The 19,993-nt window shown below is 43.9% G+C and carries 19 protein-coding genes and 1 pseudogene; 11 read left to right on the top strand and 9 right to left on the bottom strand.

Translation table 11 applies throughout. The annotated features are described in order from the left end of the window. Positions 1 to 128: 128 nt before the first annotated feature. Positions 129 to 419, top strand: a complete 291-nt coding sequence (locus IEV61_RS00225; protein WP_188412701.1) for a YciI family protein — start codon at positions 129 to 131, stop codon at positions 417 to 419. An 85-nt stretch (positions 420 to 504) separates the two neighbouring features. Here the strand turns inward: IEV61_RS00225 and IEV61_RS00220 are convergent, their stop codons facing one another. The 3 genes from IEV61_RS00220 to IEV61_RS00210 all read right to left on the bottom strand — a co-directional run bounded on the left by IEV61_RS00220 (position 505) and on the right by IEV61_RS00210 (position 2,974). Continuing rightward, entirely contained in the window at positions 505 to 1,239 is a 735-nt protein-coding gene (locus IEV61_RS00220; protein WP_188412699.1) for an SDR family oxidoreductase, read from the bottom strand. A gap of 76 nt (positions 1,240 to 1,315) precedes the next feature. After that, a complete protein-coding gene (locus tag IEV61_RS00215) occupies positions 1,316 to 2,386 on the bottom strand; it encodes an aldo/keto reductase (protein WP_229746979.1) in 1,071 nt (356 codons plus the stop codon). A 354-nt stretch (positions 2,387 to 2,740) separates the two neighbouring features. Then, positions 2,741 to 2,974 carry a hypothetical protein gene (locus IEV61_RS00210; protein WP_188412697.1) on the bottom strand — a complete coding sequence of 78 codons (234 nt, stop codon included), beginning with the start codon at positions 2,972 to 2,974 and terminating at the stop codon, positions 2,741 to 2,743. Between the two features lie 379 nt (positions 2,975 to 3,353). On the opposite strand from IEV61_RS00210, the gene IEV61_RS00205 reads away from it, so the two are divergent. The 3 genes from IEV61_RS00205 to IEV61_RS00195 all read left to right on the top strand — a co-directional run bounded on the left by IEV61_RS00205 (position 3,354) and on the right by IEV61_RS00195 (position 5,061). Continuing rightward, positions 3,354 to 3,593 (top strand): hypothetical protein, encoded by a 240-nt coding sequence (locus tag IEV61_RS00205; RefSeq protein ID WP_188412695.1) that lies wholly within the window; start codon positions 3,354 to 3,356, stop codon positions 3,591 to 3,593. A gap of 6 nt (positions 3,594 to 3,599) precedes the next feature. Next, positions 3,600 to 4,379 carry a DNA-formamidopyrimidine glycosylase family protein gene (locus tag IEV61_RS00200; RefSeq protein ID WP_188412693.1) on the top strand — a complete coding sequence of 260 codons (780 nt, stop codon included), beginning with the start codon at positions 3,600 to 3,602 and terminating at the stop codon, positions 4,377 to 4,379. Between the two features lie 520 nt (positions 4,380 to 4,899). Continuing rightward, complete coding sequence (locus IEV61_RS00195; protein ID WP_188412691.1) at positions 4,900 to 5,061, top strand: lmo0937 family membrane protein; 162 nt, start codon at positions 4,900 to 4,902, stop codon at positions 5,059 to 5,061. Between the two features lie 157 nt (positions 5,062 to 5,218). Here the strand turns inward: IEV61_RS00195 and IEV61_RS00190 are convergent, their stop codons facing one another. Beyond that, positions 5,219 to 6,169: a hypothetical protein gene (locus IEV61_RS00190; protein ID WP_188412689.1), complete on the bottom strand. Its 951-nt coding sequence runs from the start codon at positions 6,167 to 6,169 to the stop codon at positions 5,219 to 5,221. Positions 6,170 to 6,338: 169 nt separating this feature from the next. Here IEV61_RS00190 and IEV61_RS00185 point away from each other — a divergent pair, with 169 nt between their 5' ends. Continuing rightward, positions 6,339 to 6,716 carry a PH domain-containing protein gene (locus IEV61_RS00185; RefSeq protein WP_188412687.1) on the top strand — a complete coding sequence of 126 codons (378 nt, stop codon included), beginning with the start codon at positions 6,339 to 6,341 and terminating at the stop codon, positions 6,714 to 6,716. A gap of 65 nt (positions 6,717 to 6,781) precedes the next feature. On the opposite strand, the pseudogene IEV61_RS00180 reads toward IEV61_RS00185, so the two are convergent. From IEV61_RS00180 to IEV61_RS00170, 3 genes and pseudogenes are all read right to left on the bottom strand, one after another. Further along, positions 6,782 to 7,786: pseudogene (locus tag IEV61_RS00180) on the bottom strand (DUF6807 domain-containing protein). Between the two features lie 111 nt (positions 7,787 to 7,897). Beyond that, positions 7,898 to 8,452 (bottom strand): hypothetical protein, encoded by a 555-nt coding sequence (locus tag IEV61_RS00175; protein WP_188412685.1) that lies wholly within the window; start codon positions 8,450 to 8,452, stop codon positions 7,898 to 7,900. A gap of 233 nt (positions 8,453 to 8,685) precedes the next feature. After that, positions 8,686 to 9,678 (bottom strand): hypothetical protein, encoded by a 993-nt coding sequence (locus IEV61_RS00170; RefSeq protein ID WP_188412684.1) that lies wholly within the window; start codon positions 9,676 to 9,678, stop codon positions 8,686 to 8,688. Positions 9,679 to 9,975: 297 nt separating this feature from the next. Between IEV61_RS00170 and IEV61_RS00165 the strand changes: the two genes are divergently transcribed. The 6 genes from IEV61_RS00165 (at position 9,976) to IEV61_RS20655 (ending at position 16,052) form a co-directional block, all read left to right on the top strand. After that, on the top strand, positions 9,976 to 11,070 hold the full coding sequence (locus IEV61_RS00165; RefSeq protein WP_188412682.1) for a pepsin/retropepsin-like aspartic protease family protein: 1,095 nt from the start codon (positions 9,976 to 9,978) through the stop codon (positions 11,068 to 11,070). Between the two features lie 335 nt (positions 11,071 to 11,405). After that, a complete protein-coding gene (gene mutS, locus IEV61_RS00160; RefSeq protein ID WP_229746978.1) occupies positions 11,406 to 14,060 on the top strand; it encodes a DNA mismatch repair protein MutS in 2,655 nt (884 codons plus the stop codon). Between the two features lie 90 nt (positions 14,061 to 14,150). Continuing rightward, complete coding sequence (locus tag IEV61_RS00155) at positions 14,151 to 14,717, top strand: C40 family peptidase (protein WP_188412680.1); 567 nt, start codon at positions 14,151 to 14,153, stop codon at positions 14,715 to 14,717. A gap of 29 nt (positions 14,718 to 14,746) precedes the next feature. Further along, positions 14,747 to 15,220 (top strand): TlpA disulfide reductase family protein, encoded by a 474-nt coding sequence (locus tag IEV61_RS00150; protein WP_188412678.1) that lies wholly within the window; start codon positions 14,747 to 14,749, stop codon positions 15,218 to 15,220. A 4-nt stretch (positions 15,221 to 15,224) separates the two neighbouring features. Further along, positions 15,225 to 15,836, top strand: a complete 612-nt coding sequence (locus IEV61_RS00145) for a thioredoxin family protein (protein WP_188412677.1) — start codon at positions 15,225 to 15,227, stop codon at positions 15,834 to 15,836. 93 nt (positions 15,837 to 15,929) lie between these two features. Continuing rightward, positions 15,930 to 16,052 carry a hypothetical protein gene (locus IEV61_RS20655; RefSeq protein ID WP_262890580.1) on the top strand — a complete coding sequence of 41 codons (123 nt, stop codon included), beginning with the start codon at positions 15,930 to 15,932 and terminating at the stop codon, positions 16,050 to 16,052. Here IEV61_RS20655 and IEV61_RS00140 read toward each other — a convergent pair. After that, positions 16,045 to 17,952, bottom strand: a complete 1,908-nt coding sequence (locus tag IEV61_RS00140; protein WP_229746977.1) for a DUF3857 domain-containing protein — start codon at positions 17,950 to 17,952, stop codon at positions 16,045 to 16,047. The genes IEV61_RS20655 and IEV61_RS00140 overlap by 8 nt on opposite strands. Then, entirely contained in the window at positions 17,949 to 19,922 is a 1,974-nt protein-coding gene (locus tag IEV61_RS00135) for a transglutaminase family protein (RefSeq protein ID WP_188412675.1), read from the bottom strand. Before IEV61_RS00135 ends, IEV61_RS00140 begins: the two co-directional genes overlap by 4 nt. Between the last annotated feature and the right edge of the window lie 71 nt (positions 19,923 to 19,993).

The raw sequence follows: 19,993 nt of genomic DNA, 5'->3' as shown, positions 1-19,993 counted from the left end.
GTCTTATTCAATACAATCGATTGACTTCCGCAAAAGATTTTATTTGAATTTGAAATAAGATAATTTAGAGATCGCTTATTAAACAAACAGGTAAGCGTTGTGCTTGTTGACTTAATAAATAGAAACTTATGAATCAATACGTTTTAACCGCATATGATTATACCGACGGCGAGGCCTTGCAACGCCGTATGGACGTACGCCCGCACCACTTAGATAAGGTGCGCGAACTTAAAGAAAATGGAAATTATATAGCAGGAGGAGCAATCCTAAATGCCGAAAGCAATATGATTGGCTCGGTAATGATGGTGCAGTTTGACACTGACGAACTGATGGAAGCCTGGAAAAACAATGACCCCTACGTAACCGGAAAGGTTTGGGAAACAATAGATGTAAAGCCGTTTAAACAGGCGGTGTTGTAAGCCCCTCCCGAACCCTCCCCGGGAGGGAGGGCTTTAAAAGTTTATTCAAAAGTCTCCCCCTCCCGGGGGGAGATTTAGAGGGGGGCTACTTATTCATCATTTCAAATAACTCCTCGCGCTTTTCGCGCAATTGTTGAGCCTGACCTATAGCCGCTTCGTATACGTCATTTTGCAGGGCTTCAATAGCACCGGCCAAAAACTCATCTACAGGTATGCCCCCGTGCGATTGGTCTTTATCTTCGCGCCGGTCGTGCCCCAGTTCTGTATCTACCGAAGGTGGCGCAATTTCAAAAACTTTAACATGCGTATCTTTAAGTTGATGCCTTAACGATAACGAGATAGAGTGGATGGCTGCTTTTGTAGCGCAATACACCGGCATAAATGCCAAAGGCGCAAATGCCAACCCCGATGATATATTAATGATGGCCGCGCCGTTCTTATCGCGCAGGTGCGGTGCCATCAATGATGACAGGTGAATAGGAGCTACCAGGTTAGTTTCAATTTCAGCACGAACGCGGTCAAGGTTGCATGGGTTGGTTAGATCGGTATCTAACTGGATGCCTGCATTATTTATAAGTACGTTAACGTCTGGGTAATTAGTTACTAACCATTCAACTAACTCTTCCCGTTGCTTTTCGTCGGCCACATCGCATACATGGGTAATAATGCCCGGGTGTTGCAGCATAATTTGTTCGAGTTTATCTTCGCGGCGGCCGCATATGATTACGGTATTATCGCGCTGTTTAAACTCTTTAGCAAAGGCCAGGCCTATACCCGATGTGCCACCTGTAATGAGTATAGTATTGTGAGATAGTTGCATATATGTTGTTTAATGATAAAAAGTTGTTCAGTTGCTGTTCTATTGAGAAGCAACTGAACGACTTTATGATGATTTTTTATCCTTGCGATACACTTTCCAACTCCTGCATATCGTTCTCTGTAAGTTCTATATCGGCTGCTTTCATGTTGTCCTCCAAGTGTGCAACGCTTGATGTACCCGGAATCAACAGAATGTTTTCGGCATGGTGCAGTAACCAGCTTAATGCAATTTGATGTACCGTTGCACCTTTGCTTTGGGCAATGCGCTCCAAGGTTTCCTGCGCTTTCACATTACCACCACCTAACGGATACCAGGGTATAAAGGCAATATTATGCTCTTTGGTGTACTGCAATACCTCTTCCCATTTACGGTTATCTATACTGTACATGTTTTGCACTGAAACTACTTCAAAAAACTCCTGGGCTTTCTTAATATCATCCACACTTACTTCAGATAAGCCAATGTGTTTGATCTTACCTTCCTGTTGTGCTTGTTTCAGGAATGCAAAAGTTTCTTCGGCAGGTACTTTGGGGTCTATCCGGTGAAGCTGATAAAGCTCTATCTGCTCAAGCTTTAAGCGTTTTAAGCTGCCATCCAGGGCTTCCTTTAAATGTGCCGGGCTCGAATCCACAGGCCATTCGTTAGGGCCGGTACGTAGCAGGCCACCTTTGGTGCCAATCACCAATCCATCTGCGTAGGGGTAAAGTGCCTCGGCAATTAACTCTTCAGATACATTGGGACCATAACTATCGGCCGTATCAATAAAGTTAACGCCCAGCTCTACTGCGCGTTTCAACACGCTGATAGCTGCATCATGATCTTTAGGTGGTCCCCAAATACCATCGCCGGTAATGCGCATAGCGCCGTAGCCTAAGCGGTTAATATTAAGGTCGCCGCCCAGGCGGAATGTTTTTTGATATGAAGCTGTATTTGCCATTATTGTAATATTTAATACTGGTATAACACATGGTAAGGCGCTATGTTCGCCTTTAATCATCAGTGTAATATCATATAATGGGGTATTGCATTTCTTTGGCTCGGTAAGTAGCGATGCAGCCAAGCCTGCCAGGTCTACTAAGAATACGCTGTTGCGCGCACGCTTGTGATAGGCAAACCCTAACAGCCATGGAGCGGCAAGTGCTAACACGCCGATGGTCTAATCAATTAATAAATGATTTTAGAAAAGAATAATTAGGCTTCCTAACATTCGGCTTTGGTAAGCAAGCTGTAAGCTAATTTGCTGTCGGCAATTAATCGCCCCATAGCTATGTGGTATTTTCTTCTTCCAGGAAGCCGGCCATTTCAGGTAAGGTGGATACTATGGCAGCGTAGGCATAACTATAATGCCGTGGGCCTGGCGTGAAATTGGTTTTTTTGAAATGCTGTGTTTAGGAGATCACAGCAATAAAACCCATGCGTTTAATTATTGGTTGATGTAAGAGCTAAAAACCGGGCCTCATGTACGATTAAAAAACTACTGAGGCCCGGTGGTGAGTAATATTTAACTCCAGCCTGTTCCTTTTTTGGCAGCGCCGTTTTTAATGTGCTCTTCGGCTGTAGCTTTGCCCATAATGGCAGCCATTTTGTTGCCTTCGGCATCTTTACCTGTAGCAATGTAACGACCAGATTTAATATCGATAACCGGATCAATCATTGGTACGTTTTTAGTTTTGGTCTTCACAGAGTATGCGGTTATACCGCTTGCAGCTGGTTTTTCTTCTTTAGCCTTAGCCATAATAATGTGAGTTAAGTTTTTATGCTTAACTGCTATATGTGCACATTGTTTTAAAATGCTTGTTTTTTGTTAATAATCCAACTCAATTATCAATATAAGAACTTTGTGTAGACCCAGTTGAGTCATGGTTTATAGTGATTGTGTATTGTGAACATTGTTAATAACTCCAAAATCCATAAGGTGTTGGTTAAGAGATCGGTTAAAATAATTTGGTGTACAAAGCTAATAAGCTGTAAAATGATAGAGTGCTCACCAGCAGTATTATATGTTAATAAACGGCATCGTTATGTTTATAACGTGTGGAAATATTACCTGCTATGAATAGCTTTAATGGCTTAACTATTGCTCATTATCAATCATATATACACAACCAGATACCATGAATGCGTTTTATGAACGACTGTCGCACTTTGCCGAGCTTGTAAAAGATGCCAGTCAAAACGAGCGACATAACTATGCCGAACACTTTAAGATACAGCACCCGCCGTACCCTGTAGTTAGTGCTACCCGAAGTGTAATGCCCAAACTCATGTTTGATGAAAACTGCCCTGTCGAGTTGCGACATAAAATAAGGCGCATGCTTAAAAGGTCTTTTAACCGTATCCGTAACAAAGAATAACTTACTATGCCCGAACTTCCCGATCTGCAAGTATTTAGCCAAAGCCTCAATAAGGTTTTGAAAGGTAAAAAGCTGCAAAAACTTAATATACTACAAACCAAAAAACTCAATGTTACCGAAAAGGAACTCATTACCGCGTTGGAAGGTCAGGAGCTAAACCGGGTAGAGCGGTCGGGCAAGCAATTGCATTTCGTTTTTAAAAATGGTAATGTGTTGGGTTTGCACCTTATGCTGCATGGGCAAATGCATTGGTTTGATGGAGATAACACTAACAAGTTTACCATTCTTGAACTACATTTTGAGGGAGGGAAGGGATTGGCCATAACCGATTTTCAGCGGCAGGCTACTCCAACGCTTAACCCCGATGAGCCAACTGCACCTGATGCAATGGCCGGTGATGCCGGCTACCAGTTTTGGAAAACAACACTTCAAAATAGCCGTGGGGCGGTAAAGAGCCTATTGCTTAACCAGGATATAGTGCGTGGCATTGGTAATGCCTATGCCGACGAGATCTTGTATGACGCACGTCTGTCTCCATTTTCTATTGCCAGCAAAATACCTGACGCCAACGTTAAAGTGCTGGCCAAATCGGTAAAGGGTGTACTTAAGAATGCAGAGAAGCAGATTTTGAAAGATAACCCTGACCGCATTAGCGGAGAATTTCGTGATTTTTTGCAGGTACACCTACCTAAACATAAGACCACACCCCAAGGCGAAGCTATTCTTCAAAAAACCTTATCGTCGCGTAAAACTTATTATACCGATGCGCAGGAAATGTTTGATTGATATCTCAGCATTGAACAGGATAGTTATTTCATCATAATTATGTAATCCGCATAGAAATGAATGATTGATTGAAATAAAAATAATATTTAAAATTATTTTATATAAAATTTGCAAGTAATTGGTTGATGTATTACATTTGTATCAACAAAGAGAAATAAATATCCTGTAGGATGGTGAAATTTGGCAGACACACCTCCTCGTCGCGGTGGCGGAGATTCTGGAAAGCGTTTAGCAATAAACTTTAACCACTCCGTGAAGGTTCGACTCCTTCTCCTACAGCTCTTCTCATAATTTAGGTTTATAATTGGTTAGTACAGGCCCCTGCCCATCAGGGGCCTTGCTTTTTTTACAAGAATTTTCAACGCTTCTCATCCCTTTTTCAAAAAATAGCTGCAAAAATGCCGTACAACGCATAGGAATAATGGTTTGAAAAGTATAGTGAATATATTTTTCTATCAATTAATGGATTGGCATGGTTTTGTATATTAAACCAGTAACATTAACTTAAAAAAACATCACCATGAGATCATTATTGTACATTATCGCAGTTATCCTGGTAATAGGCTGGGCAATCAGCGTATTTGCTTATTCAATAGGCGGCTTAATTCACATCTTAATTGTAATTGCCATTATATCTCTGGTACTTGGCTTATTCAGAGGCCCGTCATCTACCGCGGTATAATTGTAATTCTTCTATATAAAAAATGCGGCTCAAATATGGGCCGCATTTTTTTTGCGATTTTGCTTCGATATACCTTTCAGTTTAAGAAAACATAACAAGGGTGTCAATACTTCAACTGACTTAACTTGGTGATCTTATTAAGGCGTCATGTATGCTGTTAATCTTTAATGCCTTTTACCCTCACTAGTATATAGCTGGCATGGGGCATACCCAAAGTTTTACCGGGCGTAGTTTTAATATAGTAGGTGAGGTAGCCATCTACAATCCCTTTCATTACTTTCAAACGGCTCTCTGCCCCGTCGTACATATTATTGAGCGATTTAATAAAGTGTAGTTTACCTTCATTGTCTACAATAACCTGCATGTAGTAGTCAAAATCGGCGTATGATTTATGAATGGTGATATTGAACGTTGGCGATAGATAATTATCGGCCAGGGTTACATCCGCCAACTCGTCCGATTCTTTGACCCGTTCTTTAGTGATTGTCAATTGTGGTACCCGGCTTTCCAGTATCACAGGTTCTGTGGCCGCGAAGGCTTTATGGTAGTCGGTTGCTGCTAACTTAACTTTCTGAGCAATGTAAATGCTATCCCGGCGCGGTGGTTTTTGCAGTTCGGCTGCGGTGGTATGCAGTACGTTTTTAATGTAGTTGTTGCTATACAGGGTCATGAAAATTTGCCCTTTGCTTTCATTGTCTACCTTTTGGTTTACTACATACAGCACCTGGAATTTCAGACTATCGGGTGTGATCTTTAAAACACGTATCCATGAATGCGCAATATTAGCTACCGAATCGTGGTCTACGGTTACCCATTGTTTTATAAAACGCTGCTTAACGATGCTGTAAATGCGTACGGTATCTTCCGATAGAAAAGTGATTTGCCATTCGGGCTCAAGGTGGTAGCCTTCGGGGTGAAAACCTATGCCGTTTTCATACTCGCGCCTTACTTCGGTATAAGCAATGTTATGGATTTTTTTGAAAGATACCTTGGGCCGCACTTTATCCATTACAGAGCCTTTGGGCGGCGGATCCATACATGCGGCCAAGCCTGCTATGATGAGGAATAAAAAGTAAGTTAGTGCCGAAGGTAACCTGTAAAATTTCATGTAAACCCGTTGTATACGTTCAGGGTGCCTAAAATAAGCCTAAAATGGTATAAACGCAACTTTGAGTACACGTAAAGGTTTTAAAGAATATTTCGGTATAAATGAAAACGGAATTGAAATTAAGCAGCCAAACCTTATCTTAGCCAACTAACAACCTAATAAAATTATCATGAGTTTATTCTCAAAACTATTGGGCAACGCAGGCGTTGCCAACCCTGCCGAACTGCTTAAAGACTATGCACAGCTTTTGGCCGAATTTGAAGAAATTGAAGTGGGCTTCAAGCTTTTTCGCGATGTATTTATCTTTACAAACAAGCGCCTTATCCTGGTAGATAAACAAGGTATTACCGGCAGTAAGGTAGAGTACCTATCCATATTATATAAAAGCATTTCGCGCTTTAGTATCGAAACCGCCGGTCACCTTGATTTGGATGCTGAATTAAAGATCTGGATCTCGAGCGAAACCGTGCCCAGCATTCGCAAGAAGTTCAACAAGCAAGTAAATATTTACGACTTGCAAAAGACTTTAGCACAGCACGTACTCTAAGCAAAAGAAAATTAAAAAGCCCTCTTTGTATAGTTACAAAGAGGGCTTTTTGCTATGAGTAGCTTTTAGTTTGATGCAAAGGCTTTTGCCAGCGCATTTACTTGCCCGGTGCTCAAGCTTTGTTTACCATTGCTAATAACCACCCGGTATTTAAACGTAACTGATTGCCCTGTTTTTAAGCTGAGGTTCTTAGCCGATTTGCCATTGGTAAAAACCTTTTCACCCAATGGGTTGGCAGCAAAAAGCCCGTAGCCGCGTGCATGCCAAAAGGTAGGAAAGTTAGGGTTAGCCGGATGATCTATCATGGCAACGCTTATCGAATCGGTACCTATTTTACCATATGCCATGCACCAGGCGGCGCGGGTACCCCAAACCTTGTTGCCTGTTTTACCGTTACTGGTCAGGTAGTTGCCGGTGGGTATAGTGTCGCGCGTTTTTTTGGTAATACTGTCGGGCATTTGTAGTGAGTGGGCAAGGCGTAGTCCAATAAGGCCGTCTTTCAAATCGTTAAATATAGCTGGTTGTATGGCTTTAAGCGTGGTAACCCGGTCAATGGTGCGCTGGTTGGTGGTACCGATAAAAGTAAAAATGGTGGTTTCTTCCAGTATAACTTCTTTTTGCTGGTTTGTCCAGTTGGCGCGGTAAGTAAGGGTACCGGTTTTACCGCTTTTCATTGTCAGTATCTTATTGGTGCGTATCCAGCCATATTTAGGTTTGCGGTCGGCGGTAATAGCATACGAGTTGTTCCAAAAGTCGAGCCCGTTCACGTTCTAATAGTTAAACCAAAGGCCAATATGGTGGGGATGATCGGTTGGGCAGCCGGGCTGCGGTTGCAGCGGGAAGCCACGGGTAACCATTGTGCCATTGGCTGTCATTAAGGGGTACAGCACTGGTTTCTCCAAACTATCGGGATATAAAAAGCTGGTGAACAACTGATCTCCAATAAAAATATCGATCTTGTTTTGATCAACCACTTTAAGTACCTGTACCCGTTGCTGTGCCTTCGCATTTAAGGCAAAAATTATCAATGTTATGGCAAGGCCTAATGTTAGTCTAAACTGGTAATTCATACGCTATAATGGGTAACCAAATATAAAATATTACGGTTAGTGTGAGCCGGGTTAAAACGGAAAAAGCCTTTCCTGAACAAACAGGAAAGGCTTTAAAATATAGGAATAAACCTATTTTAAAGATACCGACACCGAAGCGCGGGTTTCATCATTAAATAAGTTAAGTGTTTTAGGTTTTGAACCTGCCGGCAAGCGGTAAGTAATATTCTCCGATTCTTTGGTAGACTCTGGTTCGGCCGATACGTAGCTGCCGTTAGTTTGTGAAATTGAAGTGTTATTATCTAATACCAGGCGGAACTCCGATGGTGAAACACCTATATTATTACCACCAATTTTGTTTTTATTGGTTAAGCTAATCTTAAAGGTAAGTTCCATGCCCTGTGCTTTTCCATCCGGATCGGCCAGCTCGGTTGCAGTGCCCGATATCAGTTTAATGCTGGCTTCTTTAGATTTACCCAACAAAGCTGAATCAGGGGCAAAAACTACCGTATAAGATTTTGGCTCATTTGCAGGAGATGTACTGCTTTCGGCAGGAGCAGGGGTTACCGAGGTTGATGAGGTAACGCTCACGGTAGAATCTACCGAACCTTTATCCTTGTCTTTAGATTTACAGCCAAACAACATCATCGATGCTGCTATTACGCTCAGTAAGAATGTTTTTTTCATGATAATGATTTTCGCAGCAACGAGCGAAGCAACTTAATGTTTACCGATAAATCGAAATAGCTACAAATATGTTCCTGGTTTTCAGAATAGAATATATTATTACCGCTAAGGAAAATTAGGTTATCCTTTAATCTCCATGCTGGCTGGATCAATACATCGGTCCGAATTTAGCAGAAAGCCCCGGCCGTTATACCTAACAGCCGGGCTTTCTATTTATTTACTGATAAAGAAAATTAAAAACACTTGGTCTTTAACTTCAACGAGTAGTTAGGATTCAATGGTTCGTTGGTTTGAATAAGGCGCTGCGACCCTGTATTGGCCGGGCAGGCTATAGCATTAGGCGCATCGTAGTATAAACCGTCTTTCACAATTTCTTGCGGCACAAAGATCTGTGTTTTAGTAACCGAGTAACTGCTGGGTATGTATCTTACGTAGTACCCCTGCGGGTGTAAAGACCACGTACCCGACGGAAACTCGTTATTTACCACAGGGGCAATACCGGCAAGCACCGCATAACGTTCCATCTCTTCATAAGAGGCATTACCCGAAGCCGCCAGGCGCCTGATGTTATTCTCCGCTTCAAACACCGCTTGTATTGGAGCCGGTAATTGATTTTTAGCTTTATCCATCAAACTGGCCGGGAGAATGCCTAAAGCGCCACCTTCCAGCTTAAGCAGGTCGGCAGAGGTAAGCAGGGTAGTAGCCGTCAATTTTATAGATGTGCTGTAATCGGCAAAGCGGGTGCGGGCAATTATGGCCCACAACAAAACCTGTATATCGTGCTGGCTAACGTTGGGGTGTTTTTCGCCGCTTTTCAGTATCGCAATTACCACGTCCTGTTTTGGTCCCAGTACTGGGGCAAGCATATAGCCATCGCCGCTGCTGGGGCCGCGGGTACCGGCCTGCAGGCAGTAGCTCTTGTTGGTCATTTCGTAAAAGCCGGCGCAGAGTTTATATCCACCGTTGGCCGCTTTGGGCAGCAGGTATAAAGGCTGTGCAGTTTCGCCTTCGTGGAACGACGGTGGTTTCATACCGTTACGGTCAACGTCTTTAAAGTTAGTGGTAATAGCTGCCGGTTGCTTCAAAACTTTGTTTAAAGCGCCGCTTCCGGCAAGTTCGCCGCCTTTTTCTAAGATGGCTTTGCCTAAGCTGCCAAACTGTGCGTGTGCCGGCAGGTAGCCTATTAAACCGCAAATTAGTGCAAGCAGGAGTATGGTTTTTTTCATGTTAGGTTGATGTGTGCCGGCGAAATTAGGCAAAGTTTATAAATCACAGGTTAACATTTAGCTAAATCTTTAAAGCACAGCCTTATTGCTGGTATTACTTTCAAACGGGATAAGGTTGTAGAAAGAGAATAACAACTTAATCAATCCCCGAATTAAAATAATAGGGGCCAGTGAAATTTAAAGGAGATTTATCGGTTATTTATTACATTGGTGCTCAATCTGCCAAAACCTGAATTACGTTTATTGTGTTGTAAAAGCATTGATGCAGAGGGATATAAAATGAGTAATAACTACTACATGCAAAAAATTAAAGTAGCCTTTTGGGCGCTGATTATGATGGCCATGGCTACGGCCTGCAAAAAAGGCGGAAGCGATAGCCCTGTCCCTGTGGTACCGCCCAAGCCATTGGCAACGCTGGGATTGTTTCAGTTGAGCGGTGGTGAAAATAAGCGTCTTTTTATTCCTATTAGCCAGATAGGCACAAAAGCTGTGCAGTATTTTGGCATTTTTGATACCGGCTCGTCTGGTTTAACCATGGATGCGCACGGCCTTATCCCCGATGAAATGATCACCGCAAACGGCTTACTGGTAACGGGCGATTCGGTGGTGGTAAATGGCATAACCGTTACCAATAAAACGGCCACCATGGCTTACGGCGATAAAACCAGCAGTACCAAAGAGTTTGGTAACCTGGCTTATGCAACCATTACCATTGGTAATTCGGCAGGTACGGCGACCACTAAACGCATTGCATTCTTTATGTATTACAAGGTGGTTGACGGCGATGGAAAAGAAATTAGCGGAAGCCAGCACTCGTTCGATGTGTTTGGTGTAGGGCCAAGCACCGGGTTTACGTTTGCTGCCATTGTTAGTCCGCTAAATGGTTTCACCATGCCCGCCAATGTAGCCAGTGGTTTTAAATTGGCTAAGCTCGATAATACGAAATTTACTGCTGCGGGTGCCTTCGTGAGCGGCCTGCTCACCATTGGTTTGGTGCCCGATGATCTGAATAACGCAGGTTTTGTTATGCATCCGCTCACGCTGGGCAGCGCAGGAGGTTATTCGCCTAACATACCGGCTACCGTAACTTATGGCAATACCACAACTTCTGCACAAATTTTATTCGATACGGGTAATCCTGCTGTTTCTGTTATTGAGAATAGTAAAGAAACCACCGCCCTTGGCCGCCTGCCGGTAGGTACTGTAGTTACCATAACCACTAACCGTGGTTTTGTATACACCTATACCACATCCAGCACAGGCAAACTTACGCAGATACAAAACCCCAACATCAGCGGCGATTTTCGTACCATCATGAGTCTCGACTTTTTTACCGATAACGAGTTTCTGACCGATTATACCGGCCACCGCATAGGTTTAAAGAATAACTAAGCGTGGTTTGGGGAGCGAGGTACGAAGTTGTAAGGAGCGAGGTTTTTGGTTGTGGGGAGTGGAGATAGAAGGAGCGAGGTACTAAGTTGCGAGGAGTAGAGTAATTGGGAGCGCGGTTTTTTATTGCGGAGCGCGGAGATAAGAGAACTATTATAAAAGTTTCCGAAGAGAACCCTGATCCCCGCAACTCCGTACCCCAATCCCCGCAACCCGGCACCCCGCACCTCGATCCCCAGCAACTCCGCGCCTCTCCACAGGTTATGCAAATTTTCCACAAGTGCCCCTAAATCGGTGGTAAAGCATTAAATTTACCCCTCCATTAAAATTTAAATCGCTTGGGCAAAATCGCAACTAAAGAAACGCCGCTAATGCAGCAGTACAACCAAATCAAGGCCAAATATCCGGGTGCCTTATTGTTGTTCCGCGTAGGCGATTTTTATGAAACTTTTGGCGAAGACGCTATTAAAGCTGCCGGCATACTGGGTATTGTGTTGACCAAGCGGGCCAATGGTGCTGCCACACATATTGAGTTGGCCGGTTTTCCGCATCATTCCTTAGATACTTATTTGCCCAAACTGGTTCGTGCCGGTCAGCGGGTGGCCATCTGCGACCAGCTCGAAGATCCAAAGATGACCAAAACCATCGTGAAGCGTGGGGTAACCGAACTGGTAACACCCGGCGTAGCCACGAGCGATAACATACTGCATCAAAAAAGCAATAACTACCTGGCCTCGTTATATTTTGAGAAGAACAGCGTAGGTATTGCCCTTATTGATATTTCTACCGGAGAGTTTTTGACCGCGCAGGGCAACGCCGATTATTTGGACAAGCTCCTGCAATCGTTCAGCCCCAGCGAGGTGATATACCCTAAGAGCTGCAAACGCGACTTTACCGAAAAGTTTGGCGACCGCTACTACACCTATACCCTCGATGAATGGCCTTACAGCGGCGATTATGCCTACGAAACGCTCACCAAGCATTTCGGCGTTAAATCGCTTAAAGGCTTCGGTATCGAAAAACTGAACCTGGGTATTGTGGCCGCCGGCGTAGCGCTGCATTACTTAAACGAAACTGAACACCGCAACCTGCAGCACATTAGTGCCATAAGCCGTATTGAAGAAGACCGATACCTGTGGCTCGACCGCTTTAGTATTCGTAACCTGGAGTTGGTAGGCTCTAACAACGAGAATGCCCTAACTTTGGTTGATGTGCTCGATCATACCTGCTCGCCTATGGGGGCACGCCTGCTGCGCCGCTGGATAGTGATGCCGCTAAAGGAGTTGAAACCCATTAACGACCGCCTCAACGTAGTGCAGCACCTTATTGATCATGAAGATTTGCGCAACGAGTTGCAGGCCTGCATACGCCAGGTGGGTGACCTGGAAAGGCTCATTAGCAAGATAGGTTTGCAAAAGGCCAACCCGCGCGAGGTATGCCAGTTGCGCAAGGCTCTAATGGCAATTGGCAGCATAAAAAAAATGTGCATAGAAGGTACGGGGAGCGGAATTTTAGGAGCAGGGGATGGTCTTGCATTAAAACCCAATGAAGCCTTGCTGGCAATTGGTAATCAGCTAAACCCGTGCGATTATATCTGTGAAAAGATAGGTCGCGAAATGAACCCCGAGCCGCCCATTCAACTGGTGAAAGGCGGCGTAATGGCCGAGGGCATTCATGAGGAACTGGACCGTTTGCGCAAAATTGCTTTTGGCGGTAAAGGTTACCTGCTCGAGATACAAAAGCGCGAAGCGGAGCAAACGGGCATACCATCGCTCAAAGTAGCGTTTAATAATGTATTTGGATATTACCTGGAAGTTACCCACTCGCACCGTGACAAGGTGCCAACCGACTGGATACGCAAGCAAACGCTGGTAAATGCCGAGCGCTATATTACCCCCGAACTTAAAGAGTACGAAGAGCAAATATTAGGTGCCGAGGAAAAAATACTGGCGCTGGAAACCCGTTTATATAATGACCTGCTTTACTCGCTGGCCGATTATATTAAACCAATCCAGCTCAATGCGCAATTGATAGCGCGTTTAGATGTGCTGCTCAATTTTGCCACCATTTCTATCAAGAACTACTACGTAAAGCCCCAGATAAACGATGGCTTGCTTATCGATATTAAAGGCGGCCGCCACCCGGTAATAGAAAAGAACCTGCCGCCGGGCGAGGAATACATTACCAATGATGTTTACCTGGATTCGGACAGTCAGCAGATCATTATTATTACCGGGCCCAACATGGCAGGTAAATCGGCTTTGTTAAGGCAAACGGGTTTAATTGTGTTGCTGGCGCAGATGGGCTGCTTTGTGCCTGCTAAAGAAGCGGTAATAGGCTTGGTAGATAAAATATTTACCCGTGTTGGCGCGTCAGATAACTTGTCCTCGGGCGAATCTACCTTTATGGTGGAAATGAACGAGACGGCCAGCATCCTTAATAACCTGAGCAACCGCAGTTTGATCTTGCTTGATGAAATTGGCCGTGGTACCAGTACTTATGATGGTATTTCTATTGCATGGGCCATTGCTGAGTATTTACATAACCACCCATCGGCAAGTGCAAAAACGCTGTTTGCTACGCATTACCATGAATTGAACGAACTCACCAACATGTTTCCGCGGGTAAAAAACTTTAACGTTACCGTGAAGGAAGTGGGCAACCAAATCATCTTCCTGCGTAAACTGGTGCCGGGTGGCAGCGAGCATAGTTTTGGTATCCATGTGGCCAAGCTTGCCGGTATGCCGCCCAAGGTATTGGCCCGTGCCCACGAGATCCTGAAAAAGCTGGAAGCCGAACGCACCGGCGGCGAGAATATTAAAGAGAGCATCAAAAAAGTACAAAAACAGGCGCTGCAGTTGCAAATGTTTTCGATAGATGACCCCGTGCTGGTCAAGATCCGCGATATGCTGAACAACCTGGATGTGAACACCCTTACCCCAGTAGAAGCACTCATGAAACTGGATGAGATACAACGGGTAATTAAAGCGTAGTTTGCCAAACCTATAGCAGCTTATCCGCAGGCAATACATTCTTATCTCCTGGCTCTTGTCTCTTGCTTCTATATTACCTACTTTTAACCTATGGTTATTAGTCGGTACTCCCGTTTGTTTTTGCTGATGTTTTTAGTGGGTGCTTTCATGACTTCCTGTAAGTCGAAAAAGGCGGTTATGAAAGGCTCGCCCGGCGATGTGGTGAAGCCGCAGGGCTTTATTGCCGATAAGTATGCCGAAATTATGGGTGTTGATAGCAGGGACGTTACCAATGGCCGGTTGTACAACTTTATTGAACAGTGGTACGGTACCCCTTATAAATATGCCGGTTTAGACCATAATGGTATAGACTGCTCGGGCTTAACCTTTCTGCTCGAACAGCAGGTTTTTGGCCTTACCATTCCCCGTAACACCGCCCGCCAAATCAATGTAATTAAACGTAAATACGAAGAAGAATTGCAGGAAGGTGATCTGGTATTCTTTGATTTTGACGGTAAAAAATTTAGCCATGTAGGGGTTTACCTGCAAAATGGATATGTGGTGCACGCCAGCACCCGCCGTGGCGTAATGATTGTTAAGCTACGTGACCCATCGATGTATAAATATTTTTCGAGGGCAGGTTCTATTATTAATACAGATATTGCTCAGAACGAATAACTTTGTATAAAGGCCAGCGTTGTTTAATTATGAAAAAGATATTCCTGTCTTTGATCTTCCTCGCTATATTAACCACAGGCGCCAGTGCGCAGGTAAAAATGCTGAGCCTGCCACAGCTTCAAAAACGCATAAGTAATCCCGATACGGTTTATGTGGTTAACTTTTGGGCTACCTGGTGCAAGCCTTGTATCGAGGAGCTGCCTTACTTTGAAAAGCTTCAGGCCACCTACAAAAGTCAGCCTTTAAAAGTGCTGTTGATAAGTATGGATTTTGAGTCGAAGTTACCTGCCGTTAAAACCTTTGCCCGTACTCATAAATTAGCTTCGGAAGTTTACCTTGCCCAGCGCAAGAGCGACCAGGAATTGATCGATGCCATAAACAAAGACTGGAGCGGTGCTTTGCCGGGTACGCTGATCGTGAACGGTAAAAAGGGAATCCGTAAGTTTCAGGAGCAGGAATTTACCTATGATGAATTGAATAAACTCTATCAAACCAATAAATAAATCCATGAAAAAATTAGTTCTTTTAATGTTAATTGCTGTAAGCAGCATGGCATTCAAACTGGCCGATGGCGGTTACAAAGTGGGCGACACAGCAGCAGATTTCAAATTGAAAAATGTGAATGGTAAAACCGTGTCGCTGGCCGATTATAAAGCGGCTAAAGGCTACATTGTAGTATTTACCTGTAACCATTGTCCGTATGCCAAAGCTTACGAGAGCCGTATTATGGACCTTGATAAAAAGTATTCAGCCAAGGGTTATCCGGTAATAGCCATAAGCCCTAACGACCCTGTTGCCGAGCCAGCCGATTCATTTGAAAAAATGCAGGAACTGGCCTCTAAAAAAGGTTATACTTTCCCATATCTTATTGATGAAACGCAAGACATTACCCGTGCGTATGGTGCCAAAGCTACGCCGCATGTGTACGTATTGCAGAAAACTGCAGCAGGAAACGTGGTAAAGTACATTGGCGCTATTGATGATGATACCGAGAATACTAAAGCCGATAAAGTTAAATACGTGGAAGGTGCTGTAAATGCACTATTAAGTGGCAAACAACCTCAGGTAACTGCCACCAAAGCTATAGGTTGCAGCATCAAGTGGAAAAAAAGCGCATAATGATGTAAGCTCGAAAAGAAAGCCCCGTAGTATTATACTGCGGGGCTTTCTTATGATATTTCATAGCCAATCATTTAATATCTTTGCGCTACCATGGCAAAGCAAAAAGAAGACTACTCATTTTGGACCAAGTATAAAAAATTTGCCGGTAACGAGATACTGCTCTATCTGATTATGATCGTTGGTATCATACTGGGCATCATCATTTTTAGTTAGCCTTAACCAACGCTATCTTATAATCATCGGCATCGGCTACCTGCTGGTAAAAGTTAACAAGCTCGGCATAACTATCGGCTGGATAGGTGCCATCAATTACTTCCAGCTTTCGCTTGTATATGATCTGGTTTTTATCGTTCATGCTTACGCTTGCGGTATAGCGTCCAAACGGCTTATCAATGTGTACCCTCAGCGGAATGTTTTCTATTTTGTACCCAACGGGTACCAGGTAAACAACTTCATCTACATCGGTGTAGCCCCGGTTAATGTATACGTTGGTGGTACGGTTACGTACTTCGCGTGGAACAGACGTGTAGCGGTTTGCTAAATTTGCCATAAAGAAGTACCGCCCATCTGATAACGAAGCGTAATCTCTGGCGCCAAATTTCATTTGTTCATTATTAACCGGATTGATGGTTTTTACCGGTTTAAGCTCCAGTGTTTCAATTTCGAGGTTATTGATGGCGTAGCGTTTTTTTGCATTCTTGATCTCATCGGTATTATCGCCGGGAATATTAGGCCGGTTTTCGTACTGCCATCCCTCAAAGGTGGTAGTCATGCTGCCATCCAGTTGTCCGTCTTCTTTCAACGTAACGTTGGCCTTGCGTATCTGTTTGCTTAATGCCGTAGTATATTTGGGCGTATGCAGCAGCTTGCCGCCATCGGCAGTGCAGGCCAGTACCCGGCGGTCATCGGTAAAATCGCCCAGGAAACCGAAGGGGATATCTTTGCTGGTGCACTCCAGCCAGGTAGTATCGCTTTTGAAAGGTAAACACAGGATAATATGGTTACCCTGGGCCATGCTGGCAAAGTCGGGCAGCAAACTTTTCTTCAAGTTTCCGGCTTGTACCACACAATAATAAGAAGGTATGTTTACGGCTTTTAACAGGGCTTGCGTATAATTGACCAATCCCTTGCAATCTCCATAACTTACACGGTCAACCTCGCTGGCCATAAAAGGCTGGTAACCGCCAATGCCAATTTGCACACTTATGTAACGGCTTTTACGCTGCATATATTCATAGATTGCCTTGGCCTTCATCTTAGGGTCGGCTATAGTATCGGTGAGGCTGTGCATGTAAGCCGTGGTTTGGGGTTGCAGGGCGGTGCGGCCCGTAAGCAATTTATCGTATACCCATTTGCCTAACTCGTTCCAGTTGGTAAAAGAGCCTGTATAACCCTCATAACTAAACTTTTCAGGAGCTACTTTAACAACAGTTTGATACTGTTCGGGGTCGGGGCTGTATGGTTCGCTGCGCAGCGCTTTGATGTGGTTAGCTTCCCATAAGTAAGACTTTAAGCCTGTTACGGGTGTGCTGTTTACTTTGCCCGTATAATTCATCTCTTTATACCTGATGTTGAAATCGGGCTTGCAAATGAATTGATAACTGCTGTGCTCAACCGCAGTGCCTGTAGATTCGTTAGGACTCCAATCGGCAAAGTTGAGCGATTGTTTGGAGAGCACCTCGTATTCGTATTCAACGGTGTAAGGATAATTAACTACGGAAGGCTTATAGTGCCTCACCCGCGAATCTTCAAAAAGCGAAGCATCGCTGGCGGCGCTGTAATCGCTAAAGTTCCTTTCAAAAAACTTGCCTACCGGCTTGCCAAACTCATCGTACACTACACCTTTAATGTATTTGATTCGATTACTTTTATTGTACCAAACCACAATATCGGCATTACTGTCGCCATTTTTATTCAACACGGTAACCACTTCTTTAACGTGGTTAATGGTGTTGCTCAAATCTTTAACCTCGGTAACTACCTCCATGTTGCGTACTACTGCACTGGCATAAGGGAGCAAGTCTTTAGGGATGGTGGCTGCAGGGTAGGTGGTTTGTGCATTTGCCGAAAGTGCAAACATGCAAATCAAGAATAAACCACAATACTTCATCATGATTTCTTCTTAAATATAATATCAGCCTTCTCGGCTTTAATAATAGTGTTATAAAACTCTTTGAGATACGGATATTCGTCTGATGAATAAATAGGTTTGTTTAACTGGATGATGTGCGAGAATGTGAACCCATCGGGGTTTGTTTCGTAACTGGTTATGAAACGGCCGCCTTGGTTGGGCAGTCCGGTTGCCTTATTTTCGGGAGCCGTTTCTACGGTGTATTGCTCGGGCAGGGTTACGGTCAACACAATGCGGGTATCGGTGGCGGTACCCATATCAACGGGGTAAGTGCGGTCTTCCAGTTTAAAGGGGTTATCTGTCATGCGGTGCAGCATGTAGGGGTTAAAAGCCAAACGGCCGGCATCCATATTATTGTAAACGTCAATTTCAACATCGTACGACTCAATCAGCGAATTTTCGAGGCTATCCACGTTCTTAATATCATATTTTGATATTTTTACTTTAGCCATCTTTTCATCTAAATTCTCAACGTACTCATCAATACTGTTAAATTTTTTAATGCTGCGGCGTTTCTCAAGCGCCTCGTAGCCGTTTGAATAGTAAATTAATTTGCCTGTGAGCTTACCATTGGTTTGCAAAGTCAGGTTCATAATGTGGGTCCTGGTTCGTTTCTGTGCGGCAACCATATCTATCCAGTACGATGGCTTGTCTAAACTCATTACCCGGCCCTGGTCGTTAATGCATTCTTCGGGCAGCAGGCCAAAAGGCATTAAAGCATCGGTAGCATCGAGCATGTAAGATTTATCGCCTATATTGGCTTTAGCTACTACATAATTAAAATCGCCGATGGCTGGGTATAGCTTGGAAATAAAACCATGGTCGCGCGTGGAGAGCAACACGGCTTCGGCATCAATACCGGCTGCTTTTAGGGCTGTTACCAGTGCCAGGTTAATATCGGCCGTACTGCCCGAGTGGGTATCTAATGTTTTACGCAAGCCATTGTCGCTGTAAATGCCAATAAAGCGGTTATGCTTCAGGTTGCTTTGAATGTAGTGATAGATGGCTTTGGCCTTTTCCAGGTTATCGGTAGCACCGCCTGTAATGGCTGGTAGTTTATCTTTAAAAACACTTGTTTTACGCATTTGAACACCAAATTCTTCATGGTGCTTCATGTTGTAATCAATATCGGCCCAGGTTTGGGTTTTTACGGTTTTTTGCCCGTTGTAGGGGTTTATATAATCGTTCAGTTCGAAGTTGATAGCCGACAAAAAGTTCTTGGGTGCCGTCATGTAATCCTCTTTCACAAAAGCTGGAACATCTTTCATCGCATAAGTGATCTTGGAGCAATCGCACTTGGTACCGCCTGCTGAAAAGCATTCATGTTCAATCTCCGATACGTTTTTATCGAGTTTATAAAAGCCTCTTAATGATGCCTTGAAGTTGAAAACGCCGGGAATATGCGCCTCGTACTCCGAATATATCTTAGGTATAGTGCCCTGAAAATCCCAATCGCGGAAAGTGAGCGAATAAGGCGATTGCAGCGTATATTTGTATTCAATTACGCAACCATTGCGCAGGTTGGGCATGGCAAATTTAACCAGGTCCCAGTACTTGTTGCGGTTTTCGGTTACAACGGTTTTAGGGTCGAGGTAGCTGCGTTGTACATTGCCTTGCTCATCGGTATAGTAGGTAACGCCAACCACATCTCTTACTTGTTCAAAATCATTGTTATCACTTTTATGTATGGGTATGGTAATATTGCCTTCGTCAAATGCCTTGCTGTCGAAAATCTTTATTTTAACATGGTACTCATGATAAAGCGGTAAACCGTCGCCACTGCTTATCCAGGTTTTGCCAAACTCTTTGAGTACTACTGCATGGGCAGTTTTGTCTTTCTCATAGCTTTTCATTTCCAAATCGCTAAGGTTATAACTATCGTAGGGGAAATCCTGCGCATAAAGTAGTTGCGATAATAAGACGGCAGAAAAAAGGAGTAACAGTTTCTTCATGTGTTGTGAATAAGTTTAAGGCGGTGTTAAATTACTACATTAACCATAATTAAGGAAACTAAACGCCCGAC

The sequence above is a fragment of the Mucilaginibacter galii genome (genome assembly GCF_014635825.1).
Taxonomy (GTDB): domain Bacteria; phylum Bacteroidota; class Bacteroidia; order Sphingobacteriales; family Sphingobacteriaceae; genus Mucilaginibacter; species Mucilaginibacter galii.
The sequence above is the reverse complement of the archived record's forward strand: the minus strand, read 5'-3'. Positions and strand labels throughout refer to the sequence as shown.

Bases quoted from the DNA above. Each gene is read 5' to 3' on its own strand.
- IEV61_RS00225 (WP_188412701.1), top strand. From the start codon at position 129: ATGAATCAATACGTTTTAACCGCATATGATTATACCGACGGCGAGGCC.
- IEV61_RS00220 (WP_188412699.1), bottom strand. From the start codon at position 1,239: ATGCAACTATCTCACAATACTATACTCATTACAGGTGGCACATCGGGT.
- IEV61_RS00210 (WP_188412697.1), bottom strand. From the start codon at position 2,974: ATGGCTAAGGCTAAAGAAGAAAAACCAGCTGCAAGCGGTATAACCGCA.
- IEV61_RS00205 (WP_188412695.1), top strand. From the start codon at position 3,354: ATGAATGCGTTTTATGAACGACTGTCGCACTTTGCCGAGCTTGTAAAA.
- IEV61_RS00200 (WP_188412693.1), top strand. From the start codon at position 3,600: ATGCCCGAACTTCCCGATCTGCAAGTATTTAGCCAAAGCCTCAATAAG.
- IEV61_RS00195 (WP_188412691.1), top strand. From the start codon at position 4,900: ATGAGATCATTATTGTACATTATCGCAGTTATCCTGGTAATAGGCTGG.
- IEV61_RS00190 (WP_188412689.1), bottom strand. From the start codon at position 6,169: ATGAAATTTTACAGGTTACCTTCGGCACTAACTTACTTTTTATTCCTC.
- IEV61_RS00185 (WP_188412687.1), top strand. From the start codon at position 6,339: ATGAGTTTATTCTCAAAACTATTGGGCAACGCAGGCGTTGCCAACCCT.
- IEV61_RS00175 (WP_188412685.1), bottom strand. From the start codon at position 8,452: ATGAAAAAAACATTCTTACTGAGCGTAATAGCAGCATCGATGATGTTG.
- IEV61_RS00170 (WP_188412684.1), bottom strand. From the start codon at position 9,678: ATGAAAAAAACCATACTCCTGCTTGCACTAATTTGCGGTTTAATAGGC.
- IEV61_RS00165 (WP_188412682.1), top strand. From the start codon at position 9,976: ATGCAAAAAATTAAAGTAGCCTTTTGGGCGCTGATTATGATGGCCATG.
- IEV61_RS00155 (WP_188412680.1), top strand. From the start codon at position 14,151: ATGGTTATTAGTCGGTACTCCCGTTTGTTTTTGCTGATGTTTTTAGTG.
- IEV61_RS00150 (WP_188412678.1), top strand. From the start codon at position 14,747: ATGAAAAAGATATTCCTGTCTTTGATCTTCCTCGCTATATTAACCACA.
- IEV61_RS00145 (WP_188412677.1), top strand. From the start codon at position 15,225: ATGAAAAAATTAGTTCTTTTAATGTTAATTGCTGTAAGCAGCATGGCA.
- IEV61_RS20655 (WP_262890580.1), top strand. From the start codon at position 15,930: ATGGCAAAGCAAAAAGAAGACTACTCATTTTGGACCAAGTATAAAAAA.
- IEV61_RS00140 (WP_229746977.1), bottom strand. From the start codon at position 17,952: ATGATGAAGTATTGTGGTTTATTCTTGATTTGCATGTTTGCACTTTCG.
- IEV61_RS00135 (WP_188412675.1), bottom strand. From the start codon at position 19,922: ATGAAGAAACTGTTACTCCTTTTTTCTGCCGTCTTATTATCGCAACTA.